The organism is Streptococcus sp. FSL R7-0248 (assembly GCF_037967965.1).
Classification (GTDB): Bacteria; Bacillota; Bacilli; order Lactobacillales; family Streptococcaceae; genus Streptococcus.
In genome coordinates, this window is record NZ_CP150201.1 from 1,522,285 (window position 1) to 1,536,220 (window position 13,936).

Annotated in this window: 2 protein-coding genes; both read right to left on the bottom strand. The window is 42.4% G+C overall.

The genetic code is table 11. The features are described from left to right. Window positions 1–245 precede the first annotated feature (245 nt). On the bottom strand, window positions 246–6,497 hold the full coding sequence (locus NYE32_RS06960; RefSeq protein WP_339156936.1) for a ZmpA/ZmpB/ZmpC family metallo-endopeptidase: 6,252 nt from the start codon (window positions 6,495–6,497) through the stop codon (window positions 246–248). Between the two features lie 457 nt (window positions 6,498–6,954). Then, complete coding sequence (locus NYE32_RS06965; protein ID WP_339156937.1) at window positions 6,955–13,800, bottom strand: Rib/alpha-like domain-containing protein; 6,846 nt, start codon at window positions 13,798–13,800, stop codon at window positions 6,955–6,957. Window positions 13,801–13,936 lie beyond the last annotated feature (136 nt).

Genomic DNA, 13,936 nt, shown 5'->3' on the forward strand with positions numbered 1-13,936 from the left:
TTTAAAATACTTTTATATCAAACCATCTTTTATTAAAAACATTCGTCACTCTAACGCTATTTTTTAGTTTTGGTGATATTTATTAAAATACAAAATTCTCTCCCTTCAAAAAGAAAATGTTTTAATAGCTCACCCCACACCTCTCCCAATCCCTTGTCAATACTGACCTAGAGGCTCCTACTTCCCATATTCTTAACAGATTCAAAAATCCCTTTGGCAGTTACCAAAAGGGATTCTTTCATCTATTATTTGAAAATAGAACTTGTGAAACTATCTGTCTCTTGTAGGAGTTTCTTATAGACAGCTTCTTTGAGTTTTGTCGTATGGCTTGTAGATACAGATTTATTGCCATTATTATCTGTTTTAAGACTCGCAGCGTCTTTGGCGACTGCCGCTTTAAACAAGGCTAACAAATCATCGTAAGAACTTACTGATGTGCCATCAATCGTAACTGTCGTTAAACCATGTGACGCTTTTTCTTTGACTTCTTTGAAATAAGCTTTCTTGAAGTCTTCTAGAGAGTTGAACTGACCATCAGAAATCTTGTTAATGATAAAGTCATCACCAAGGGTGTTCTTACCAGCCGCTTTGGCTTCTTGTTTATACTTGTTGGTCGCATAACCTAAGAAGCCTTTTTCATAGCCGTAGTAACCCCAGAGTCTGAAGGTATTGTGCTTGAAGGACATAGCACCTGGAGAGCCCTCACTGGTATTACCACCATAAATCGCAGACATCATAGGCACATTGACATAGGCAGAAGAGAAGTCCTCAGGTTTATAAACTCCATTTCCAGGTCCACGATTGGTCATGAAGTTATTATCCACAAGGTCATCAATAGAAGTCAAGTTAATAGCCTTTTCACTATCACTTAGAGCACGCACCTTGTCGTATTGGTTTTTACTGTTACCACGTAACTGTTTATCTACCTTCTTGAACCATGCGTTATTGAGCTCTTGCTTGCCTTGACTGAGGACTGCTTCCCCTTCAAGGGAGTCAAGAAGCATGAGGGTGTCATTGTAGCCCTTCATGTAACGGTCGATGGCTTCACGCGACTTCAACTTGTTTGGATTAGTGTTGTACCACTGATTACCGTCGTTTTCTCTTTCAAAGGCCATGTTAAGTCCCAAGGCCCCATATTCACCTTGATGGCCCTGAGTAGCTGGTGATTGCAACATCCCTTGGGCATAAGCTTCAACGTCTGTTCCTTCACGGCGACCAAAGCCTCCAAAGTAGGCAATACGGTCATTGATATGAGTTGTTTCATGGGTAAAGGCTGAAGCACCGTACTCGCTAATCATGTTAGACATGACGAAGGTAACCTTGGCACGATTATCGTATGGATTGTCGTAGATGGCAGCATAGGCACCGGCCATGGCTCCGTTATCACCATAGTACTCACCGACTGGTCCATAGATTTCACGGATTGGCGCATAGACTTCTGTACTGTTCTTGAATTGGCCGTAGCGCTCTGGCCAACCTGGCCAACCATGACCCCAGACGTAGAAACCTTCCCAGACTGGATTGACAATGTCTTTGAACAATTTGTTTTTGACATTATCCGCAGCCAATCTTTGCCAGAAATCAAGATAGTTGATTTGACGTTGAGCGGCTAGATCAATCTCAGGTTTCAACTTCTCTAAGGTTGTATTGTACTTGTTAGCCGTACCATAAGACATGGTGTCATAGGTAGAAATCAAGAACATCTCTGTCTTATCAAGGTTCAACAATGGCAAAATCATCTTGCGGTGGAGACCACGACTAAGGTTATCATAAACACGATACTTGTGCTCACCGACACCTTCATTTTGAGATGCCTTCTCAACAACGTAGACCTTATCCTTAGCAGCATCGATGAACCAATCATTCATATTGTCGATAGTGGTAAAGAGTTTTCGGTTGTAATTAAGGAAGTCGGTCAGATCACTAGAAAGGGTACTTTTGGCGAGAACTTCACCAAAAGCATCGTATGTTCTTGAACCACTGATATTATTTTCCTTAGAGCCAATCTCAATCAAACGGTCAAGGACATCCACATTTTTACCATAGAAATCTGGTTTGAAGAGCATGATTTCCTTGATATTAACATCATCAAACTTCACACCATAGTAGCGATTCAAGTAAGTCAAACCTAACAAGAGGGCCGCTTTATTTTTCTCAACCTTGTCAAGAATCATTTGTTGGGCAGCTGGTGATTGGTTAAGCTGGTGGTCCTCATTTTGAACCAGCTTAGTCACCAGGTTAGTTAAATTAGCCTTAACAGCGTCAAAACTTTCTTCCAAGAAGAGGTTCTTGATAGCATTGACCTTGTTTGGACCGGTACGACCAAGTTTTTGGTAAATCGGATCAGACTGCAACTCAATCGGTTTCAGGATATCAACGATACCATTGATAAGACTTGAGTGGTCTTTTTGAACGACATTTGGAGTGTACGCGATACCCAAATCAGCAACAGTGTACTCTTTAACATTGCTCAAACCTTCTGAACTCTCTGAAAGCTTGAAGTAGTCTTTGCTTCCATCAGCATAATGAACAATAATCTTGTTAGCATCGCTTAGATCTGTAACAAAATTACTGTCTTTCATTGGTGTCACTGAGAGCACCTCTTTGGTATTCAAGTTGTGGTCTTTAGCCAGTTTATTTGCTTGATAGACAATATAATCTTTGTTATAGAATGGCTGGAATTTCTCAATATTCTTGTAAGCCTGCTTGTATTCTGGCTTATAGTCTTGAATATTGGCAAAATCAGCTTGACTAGAAACATTGTTAAGCGTATTCAACGCGTAAGGCTCGCTAACAAATGTATCAGCTGTGATGTTGTAACCTTCAACACGCTTGTCAGCTTCTTCCTTGGTCAAATGTTTGAGCTTATTCGGACTCTTAGTATCTTTACCAGTACCATCTTCGGCCGAGCTGTAACCAACCACACCAAAGAGATCTTTGATGTATGGGCCACCGTCTTCATCATTGACATCGTTAGAAGCAAAAATTTCTTGACCTTTAATAACCTTAGCATAGGTCACATTATTTTGAACAGCGCCGTAAGGCCATGTCTTAGCGACAATACCACCGACATTCCTTGTGTTTTTAACATCAAGAACACCTTTAGCTACTGAATTGGTTACCTTAGCCTTCGTTCCTGATTTCCAACTGTTGAGCATGTAAGTGACAAATGGCACCAGCATACTTGCGTTAGCATTTTGAGCTGTAATAGTCGCATCCACATAGGCTCTGTTGACGAATCCCATGTAGTTTGAACCAGCAATCCCACCAACTGTTGAGTTATTACCAACAGAGTTGATTTTACCGAGAAAGGCAACATTTTCAATCTTGCCATCTTCATCAATCTTATTGACAATACCTGCAACGTCATTGTTACCAGTCACTGAACCAGCCACCTTAACATCTTCAATCAGACCTTTGTTTTTAAGGTTAAATCCAACCGTCGCGATTTGATTTTGACCAGAGCGATTGATGTCTACATTTTCAAAGTTGATATTCTTGATCGTTCCGCCATTGATGACATTAAACAATGGATGCTCTAAATCATAGATGGCATAGCGTTTGTCACCATCACTTAGCAACTTACCAGTAAATTCGGTCGTAATGTATGATTTACCGTTTGGAACGACGTGACGAGCACTCATACTTTGACCCAGCCTAAATTCACCTGAAGGATTAGCCTGAATGGCATTGACCAACTCAGCAAAATCGTAGTAAACATTGGCTTGGCTAGCCTGAGGTTTCTCAATGTAATAGCTATAGGTTTGAGCAAAATGGTTTTGGGCATCACGTTGCACCAAATTGTCCGCTGCTGCAGTTACCTTATAAACCGCCTTGCCATCAACCGTTGTTTCTTCGATGGCTTTTACTGCCAAGTAAGTGGTCTTCTGATCCGCAGAAGTCATCTTCAAGTAGTAATTCGTGAGATCCTGAGGTACAGCTGCCAGACGAGTCTCATCCACTTCTGTTTGATTGTCATACTTAATCAAATCTGTACGTGCAAAATCTTTAAGCTCAACCTTCTTGAGATCCAATTGGATAGTTTGGTCCGCTAAAACCTGACTCTCCTCACCATTGCCACGATCAAAGGTCATGGTTGTTGTAAGAGTATAAGGCTTGTAATAGTCTAAGTTTGTTAAATCAGTAGTCAAGGTCGTGCTAGGAATATCAAGCGTTTGAACAACTTGTCCATCCTGCTTGAGGACCGCCTTAATAGTCGTGATAGTTGCTGAACCTGGATTAGTCAAGTTGTAGCTAAGTTTAGCACTGCGACCCAAATCATCCTTATCAATCTGTGTCAGCGTAAGCACTGGTTTTTCAGATACCTTAGTCCCTTTGCGAACGATACGATCTTGGACAGGCACTAGCACTGTTTCAGTGACCGTAGGTTCTTCAGCTGTCTTATTACCCTTGTAAGTCTTATAAACCTTGGTGATTTTATTTTGTCCTTTTTGACCTTCTTGGACAACCTGCAAGGTACCCTTCTCAAGTGTGTCATCTTCTTGGACAATTTCTTTAAATGGAAGCTCTACAATAGATTCTTCGGTCGTTGTGCCATCTAGAGGCTTGCTGCCACGACGGATTTTTCTAGGTTGTGGCACCTCAATAACCTTACCTGACACAATAGTCGGCTCACCAACCTTGACACCATCAATGGTTTGGTAAATTTTCTGGATTTCTTGGCTACCTTTTTGGCCCTCTTGTTCAACCACTTCTTCATCCACATACTTGCTATCATCCGTAATCACTTCGATAGGATAATCGATGGCTTGCGTTTCAGTCTCTGTGATACTACCGACAACTGGGGTATGAACAGGATTCTCAGGTTGAACAAGGGCCTCACCTTCGTGGCCTGATTCTTGTGTACCCTTAGCTTCTAGTTTACCGGTATATTCTGGATTCGTTGGTTGAACAGCCGCTTCGCCTTCGTGACCAGATTCCTGTGTACCCTTGGCTTCCAGTTTACCTGTATAGTCTGGGTTAACAGGTTGAACAGCTGCCTCGCCTTCATGACCAACCTCTTGCGTGCCGTTAGCACTGATTGGGCCGGTATACTCTGGATTGGCGGGTTGAACAGCTGCCTCGCCTTCATGACCGGTTTCTTGAGTACCATTGGCACTAATTGGACCAGTATACTCTGGATTGGCGGGTTGAACCCATGCTTCACCCTCATGACCAACTTCCTGAGTACCATTGGCACTTGTAATATCGCTACTGATTGAACCAGTGTACTCTGGATTGGCAGGTTGAACGAGAGCTTCACCTTCATGGCCAACTTCTTGTGTGCCATTAGCACTGATAACACCAGTGTACTCTGGATTGGCGGGCTGAACTAGAGCTTCACCCTCATGACCAACTTCCTGAGTACCATTGGCACTTGTAGTATCGCTACTGATTGAACCAGTGTACTCTGGATTGGCGGGTTGAACTAGGGCCTCGCCTTCGTGACCGACTTCTTGAGTACCATTACCACTGATAACATCAGTATATTCTGGATTGGCGGGTTGAACCAATGCTTCACCCTCATGGCCTGATTCTTGAGTGCCTTTAGCACTAATTGGTCCGGTATACTCTGGATTGGTGGGTTGAACCACTGCTTCACCCTCATGACCAACTTCCTGGGTACCATTGGCACTGAATGGGCCGGTATACTCTGGATTGGTGGGTTGAACTAGGGCTTCGCCTTCGTGGCCAACCTCTTGTGTGCCTTTAGCACTGATTGGTCCGGTATACTCTGGATTTGCAGGTTGAACTAGGGCTTTGCCCTCGTGACCTGACTCCTGACTACCTTTTTTCCAACTGATTCCCTTACTATCCTTATCAGCTGTCCCCTGACTAACTGTATTATCTTCTTTTATTGAAGACTCAAGTCCTTTGATAGTATTCTCCAAAGGTTGTTCAAGCTCTGGCTTAGCTGAGTAACGCAGATAACCGACATACTCATAACCATCAATTGTAATAACACCCTTGGCCAAATCTGCTTCATTTGAAACAGTAAGAGTCTGATTATAGGCCTGCAACTCCTTGTTTTGCAAGGCAAGAACCTCTATGGGAACAAGGAGACTTTGCCCTGCAGCCCCAATCAAGACCAAACCAATAATTTTTTTACGATGTTTTTTTGAAAATAGAAGGACAGCCATGGTCGCTGTTGCCAGTCCTAAACCTGTCGCTGCCCAGTCAGAACTTCCTGTCTGTGGAAGAGTAGCTTGACTGTCTCCTTTGCGTTTATAGACCAGATAAAAAGTATCATCATTTTGATATTCCTTAGGGATAGCATGGACCACTTGCTTCTGCTCTTCAGCTGTCAATTCATTTTCAGTGACATAGGCCATGTGTACCGACGCATCCGAAGTAACCTGGTCCGCCGAAACTGGTTTAGACACGAAAAGACCACCTGCTAACAAGAATGTCCCGATAGCAACTGGCCCTACACCTACTGACAACTTACGAATAGCGTACTTTGTCACTTTTTCAAAAACATGATTTGCTTGTTTCATTCAAAATCTTCCTATATGTTAATCCTTGTACCCCAAGGCACGTCAAAAAAACGAAGACGTTATTGAAAAAACACGCACTCTATACATTTATTAACCTTCTTCCGAAGTCTATCATATCCTTTTTTTAATCTTTAAGCAAGCATTTTCTCTAATTTTTAATCAATATAAAAAACGAATTATGATTAGTAACTAGATCCTCGTGAAAATAATCAAACCTTTTCATATAAGCATTTTCATGCATATCACTATTTATGGGAATTTCCTCTATAATCTAAGTTACTAATATTTTTTGAATAAATCTCTTCACCTTTTGAATTTTTATCTAATTTTTTAATATAAACAAGAACTGTCTTGTAATAGACACAAAAGAGACCCACCCCTTATGGGATGAGTCTCTTTTTTCGAAAACCGAAATAGCCTAACTAACTATGTTGAGGGATCTAACCTATGAACTATCTTAGTCTTCTTTTTTGCGTTTTCCTGCCAAACCAAGTCCAGCCACTGTCATCAAACCACCCAATAGAGTAGCCAATAATGAAGTGTTTTCACCTGTCTCAGGCAAAGCTTGCTTAGTATCAGTTGCAGCTGGTGTTGCTTTTGAGGCGACATGAACTGTATCTAATGCAGGAGCAGGTTTATGCACTGTTGGTGCTGGAGTTTCTTGATTGTCAACCGTTGGTGTATTCTTATCGGCGTCTGTACGTGGGTCTTTAACGATTACCTTAACTGGAACTTCGTCTTTAGAGCCATCTGGGTAAGTAACGATAACTGTCGCATCTTTGTCGCCTTCTGTTGTTGTGTCAACAGGTGTCTTGTATTCGAACTTAGTGCCTTCTGGAAGATCACCAACGTTGCCAATGGAATCCTTGGCATTTGGTTGATCACCTGGTTTAACCGTTTGATCTTTAGCCACAGGTGTATTCTTATCCGCATCCGTACGTGGGTCTTTAACGATTACCTTAACTGGAACTTCATCTTTAGAGCCATCTGGGTAAGTGACAATGACTACAGCGTCTTTGTCACCTTCAGTTGTTGTATCAACTGGTGTCTTGTACTCAAACTTAGTTCCTTCTGGAAGATCACCGACATTACCGATGGAATCCTTGGCATTTGGTTGGTCGCCTGGTTTTACCGTTTGATCTTTCGCAGTTGGATCGTTCTTATCGGCATCTGTGCGTGGATCTTTGACGATTACCTTAACTGGAACTTCGTCTTTAGAACCGTCTGGGTATGTGACAACAACTGTTGCGTCTTTGTCGCCTTCTGTTGTTGTGTCAACAGGTGTCTTGTACTCGAACTTAGTACCTTCTGGAAGGTCACCAACGTTGCCAATGGAATCCTTGGCATTTGGTTGGTCGCCTGGTTTAACCGTTTGATCTTTGGCTACAGGAGTGTTCTTATCGGCATCCGTACGTGGATCTTTAACAGTTACCTTAACTGGTACTTCGTCTTTAGAACCGTCTGGGTATGTCACAACGACTGTTGCATCTTTTTCGCCTTCTGTTGTTGTGTCAACAGGTGTCTTGTACTCAAACTTAGTGCCTTCTGGAAGGTCACCAACGTTGCCAATGGAATCCTTAGCGTTTGGTTGATCGCCTGGTTTAACCGTTTGATCTTTGGCTACAGGAGTGTTCTTATCGGCATCTGTGCGTGGATCTTTGACGATTACCTTAACTGGAACTTCGTCCTTAGAACCGTCTGGGTAAGTCACAACGACTGTCGATGATTTTTCACCTGGTGTTGTTGTATCCACTGGTGTCTTGAATTCGAACTTAGTTCCTTCTGGAAGATCACCAACATTGCCAATTGAGTCCTTAGCATCTGGTGTTTCACCAACGTTAACCGTTTGATCCTTAGGTGTTGGTGTGTTCTTGTCTGCGTCTGTACGAGGATCTACAACCTTGATAGTGACTGGAACTTCATCAATTGAACCATCTGGATAAGTCACAACGACAGTTGTTCCTTTATCGCCCGGTGTTGTTGTATCCACTGGTGTCTTGAATTCGAACTTAGTTCCTTCTGGAAGATCACCAACATTGCCGATTGAATCTTGTGCTTTTGGTGTTTCACCAACATTAACCGTTTGGTCCTTAGGTGTTGGTGTGTTCTTATCGGCGTCTGTACGTGGATCAACCACTTTAACTGTTACAGGGACTTCATCGATTGAACCATCTGGGTAGGTCACTACAACTGTTGTTCCTTTATCGCCCGGTGTTGTTGTATCCACTGGAGTCTTGAATTCAAACTTCGTACCACTTGGAAGGTCACCAACATTACCAATTGAGTTCTTAGCGTCTGGTGTTTCACCAACGTTAACCGTTTGGTCCTTAGGTGTTGGTGTATTCTTATCTGCGTTTGTACGAGGATCTACTACAGTAACCTTAACTGAGACTTCATCAATTGAACCATCTGGATAAGTCACAACGACAGTTGTTCCTTTATCGCCCGGAGTTGTTGTATCCACTGGTGTCTTGAATTCGAACTTAGTTCCTTCTGGAAGATCACCAACATTGCCGATTGAATCTTGTGCTTTTGGTGTTTCACCAACGTTAACCGTTTGATCCTTAGGTGTTGGTGTGTTCTTGTCCGCATCTGTACGAGGGTCTACAACTTTGATAGTGACTGGAACTTCATCAATTGAACCATCTGGGTAAGTCACAACGACGGTTGTTCCTTTATCGCCCGGTGTTGTTGTATCCACTGGAGTCTTGAATTCGAACTTAGTTCCTTCTGGAAGATCTCCAACGTTACCAATTGAGTCTTTAGCATTTGGCTGATCGCCTGGTTTTACCGTTTGATCTTTGGCTACAGGAGTGTTCTTATCCGCATCCGTACGTGGATCTTTGACGATTACCTTAACTGGAACTTCATCTTTAGAGCCATCAGGGTATGTCACAATTACTGTCGCATCTTTTTCGCCTGGTGTTGTTGTGTCTACCGGTGTCTTGTACTCGAACTTAGTGCCTTCTGGTAGATCACCAACGTTGCCAATAGAGTCTTTGGCATTTGGTTGATCGCCTGGTTTTACCGTTTGATCTTTAGCCACAGGTGTGTTCTTATCCGCATCCGTACGTGGGTCAACTACAGTTACCTTAACTGGAACTTCATCCTTAGAACCGTCTGGATAAGTGACAACAACTGTTGCGTCTTTGTCACCTGCAGTTGTTGTATCTACTGGTGTCTTGTACTCAAATGTTGTGCCATTTGGTAGGTCTGAGACGTTACCAATTGAACCTTTAGCGTCTGGTGTTTCACCTACATTAACGGTTTGATCCTTAGCAGTTGGTGTGTTCTTATCCGCATCCGTACGTGGATCTACGACTGTCACCTTAACAGGTACTTCATCCTTAGAACCGTCTGGATAAGTGACAACAACAGTAGCATCTTTCTCACCTACAGTTGTTGTGTCGACTGGTGTCTTGTATTCAAAGGTTGTTCCGCTTGGTAGGTCTGAAACATTGCCGATTGAACCTTTAGCGTCTGGTGTTTCGCCGATGTTAACGGTTTGATCTTTTGCTGTTGGCGTGTTCTTATCCGCATCTGTACGTGGATCTACGACTGTTACCTTAACTGGAACTTCGTCCTTAGAACCATCTGGGTATGTCACTACAACAGTGGCATCTTTCTCACCTGCTGTTGTTGTATCAACTGGTGTCTTGTACTCAAATGTAGTGCCATTTGGTAGATCTGAAACGTTGCCAATTGAACCTTTAGCATCTGGTGTTTCGCCCTTGTTTACTGTTTGATCCTTAGCAGTTGGTGTATTCTTATCCGCATCCGTACGTGGATCTTTAACAGTTACCTTAACTGGTACTTCATCCTTAGAACCGTCTGGATAAGTGACAACAACAGTGGCATCTTTCTCACCTGCTGTTGTTGTATCTACTGGGGTCTTATACTCAAATGTTGTGCCATTTGGTAGATCTGATACATTGCCAATTGAACCTTTAGCATCTGGTGTTTCACCAACATTAACCGTTTGATCCTTAGCTGTTGGTGTATTCTTATCTGCATCCGTACGTGGATCTTTAACAGTTACCTTAACTGGAACCTCATCCTTAGAACCGTCTGGGTAAGTCACAACGACTGTCGATGATTTTTCACCTGGTGTTGTTGTATCCACTGGAGTCTTGAATTCGAACTTAGTTCCTTCTGGAAGATCACCAACATTGCCAATTGAGTTCTTAGCATCTGGTGTTTCACCAACGTTAACCGTTTGATCCTTAGCTGTTGGTGTGTTCTTGTCTGCATCTGTACGAGGATCTACGACTGTTACCTTAACTGGAACTTCGTCCTTAGAACCATCTGGATAAGTAACAACAACTGTTGCGTCTTTTTCACCAACTGTTGTTGTGTCGACTGGTGTCTTGTATTCAAAGGTTGTTCCACTTGGTAGGTCTGAGACGTTACCAATTGAACCTTTAGCGTCTGGTGTTTCACCTACATTAACAGTTTGGTCCTTAGGTGTTGGTGTATTCTTATCCGCATCTGTACGTGGATCTACGACTGTTACCTTAACTGGGACTTCATCCTTAGAGCCGTCTGGGTATGTCACTACAACAGTGGCATCTTTCTCACCTGCAGTTGTTGTATCTACTGGTGTCTTGTACTCAAAGGTTGTTCCACTTGGTAGGTCTGAGACATTGCCAATTGAACCTTTAGCGTCTGGTGTTTCGCCTACGTTAACGGTTTGATCCTTAGCTGTTGGTGTGTTCTTATCCGCATCCGTACGTGGATCTTTAACAGTTACCTTAACTGGAACCTCATCCTTAGAACCGTCTGGGTAAGTGACAACAACTGTTGCGTCTTTTTCACCAACTGTTGTTGTATCTACTGGTGTCTTGTACTCAAATGTTGTGCCATTTGGTAGATCTGAAACGTTGCCAATTGAACCTTTAGCATCTGGTGTTTCGCCGATGTTAACTGTTTGATCTTTAGCAGTCGGTTCATACTTATCAGCATCTGTTTGTTTAGCCTTGATTTCAATTGGGACATTGACTGTTTCAGTTGTTCCATCAGGATATGTCACAAGCATTGGCACATTTACCAAGCCAGGAGTCGCATTGGCAGAAGTCTTACTTGTGATAGCCCCTGTACTGTCATCAACAGAAACAGAGTCAATTCCAGCTGGAAGTGTGCCAGCTTTGAAAGTTGTACCAGAAGGCACAGATACTTCCTTACCTTCGACATCACGTACAAGTGGAATTTGTGGCTGAGTTGTGTCTCCAGCAGTGACTACTGATTTACTGTAAGTCACATCATAAGTTTGATTCTTAGGTGCATTAACAATCAATAGGTTAGTATCAAGGAAGGCATTTGCATATGACCCTTGATGAACACCTTCGGTATTTCCTTTCCAGCTACGTTGGATAGCATTCAAGTTTGGTTTAACACCACGTTCCATCCATTGCTCAAAGAGAAGCATGCCGTTATTTTTCTTGATTTCAGCATTCAATTTCTTAGCCAATTCAACTGAATCAACTGTGTCTTTAATCTTGTAAGAAATGGTATATGAACCAAGTTGCCCTGAGGCAGTACCTAAGATATTTTTGTCGATATAATTACGAACCTTATCAACATCACTTTGTGATGGGTTAGATTTTGTCGCAATACTAATGGCATCTGTCTTACGTGTATCAAGTTTCCCTGATGCATCCATGACAACCTTAGTTTTTTGAACACCACTTACAGCAGAGCCATCCGCATCAGATTTGTAAATATAAGTTTCATTCAAATCAAGATATGGCAAGAGACTCTTAGGCAATTCTTGTTCAATATAAGGCACAGATTGGAAGGTATTTGAACCTAAGTTCACAACACCCATAGCCGCAGATACTTTCATGGTATAAACCAATTCAATTGAATCTGCCTTACCATCGCTTGTAAAACGTGGAAGTACTTTTAGAGTTGGTTGTGTATTCACACCCTTACCAGGAGTTCCTGTAAAGGCGTTGGTCAAACCATTATCAGACGCAGTTTTTTTAGCGTTGTCTGAGGCAATAAACCATGAGTTGTCAATACTTTCACGAACCAATTTATTAGGAATTACTCTACCGTAGTCCTTACCTGTAATCCATGCAGATGAGAATGACAATGGTGTGTTTGCAAGTCCAAGAGCGTTTAAGGTCTTGCCATTTTTCAAGGTAATAGTAATTGGGTGGTCATAAGCTGCCCCAATACCACCAGAAGCTACAGTGTTGTTGGCAATTGGAACTGACCAAACTGAACCATCTTCATGAGGTGTAAAGCTTTGTGCACTTCCTGATGCCGTTGGTTTGATTGTGATTTTTTCAATATTTTCATAGAAGGTTGGATTTTGGAAGTTCAAAATCATATGAGCTCCAAGAGGGAAAGCTTTATCCTTAGCCCATCCACCCGCAAGACGCGTCCATGATGTCCCAGTAAGAGAGATGGTACCATCGTCATTGACTTTATTAAACTCAACACCAGCGTTCTTAACAACGTAAGGAGATTCCTTATCAGTTGTGATACCAGTAGTGTCAAATTTATTAGTAATTGTAAGTGATGAATCACTAGGTTTAATGACACCATTTACAGTACTTGGTGAGACAATTAACTGTTTCGTAGCATTTTTACCAGACGCATCTGTAGCTGTTGCTACGACAGTACCACCTGCTGATGGACGTTTGAAGGTATAAACACCATCTGCCCCGTTAATTGAGACTTCTTGACCATCTACCGTTACCTTAACAGTTGAAGCTGCATCTGTACGAATCGTAACATATTGCTCACCAGCTTCAATTGAAGTTGATACATTCTTAGTAGATGCTTCTGTTGCAGATGTAGATGCTGCAGCAGGAACCGCACGACGTGAACGAACGCGTGGTTTTTCAGCTTCAGAAGAATTACTTGCTTGAGCAGCCTCTGAAGTCGATGCTTGTGCAGTTTCAGAAGTTGGAGCTGCTGATGTGCTTGCTGGTGCTTCTGATGTTGCTGCATCTTGTGATGTAGCGCTCTCCGTAGTTGTTGCAGGCGCTGTTGACGTCGCAGGCGTTGCGACAGTAGCTGGTGCTTCAGCACTTGTTGCAGCTGTTGCACTTGCAACAGGATTTGTCACTGCAGGCGTTGTCTCTGCGACTGTTCTAGTCTCGACTAAAGACGCCGTCGTTTCACCTGCTTCTGCTACTGGCGTAATCGGTGCAGCTGTCGTTTCAGTATTTTCATCTGCTTGTGCAGTCCCACCAATCATAATAAGTGTTCCTAGCAATACCGAACAAACCCCGATATTTAATTTGCGGAGAGAAAAGCGACTTTTCTTCTCATTGAATAAATCTTTACCCATAGTTCTCCAAAACAATTGGAATTCTAACTATCCAATTGCCCTTCCTAAAAATTTATTCTAATCCCCTTTCCATTATGTTATCAAAAAAATGTAAATTTTCAATACAAAATCCCATAATTTTATTATTTTCTTTTTT

What these genes read in the sequence shown, in the direction of transcription:
- NYE32_RS06960 (WP_339156936.1), bottom strand. Translation starts at nt 6,497, where the DNA reads ATGAAACAAGCAAATCATGTTTTTGAAAAAGTGACAAAGTACGCTATT.
- NYE32_RS06965 (WP_339156937.1), bottom strand. Translation starts at nt 13,800, where the DNA reads ATGGGTAAAGATTTATTCAATGAGAAGAAAAGTCGCTTTTCTCTCCGC.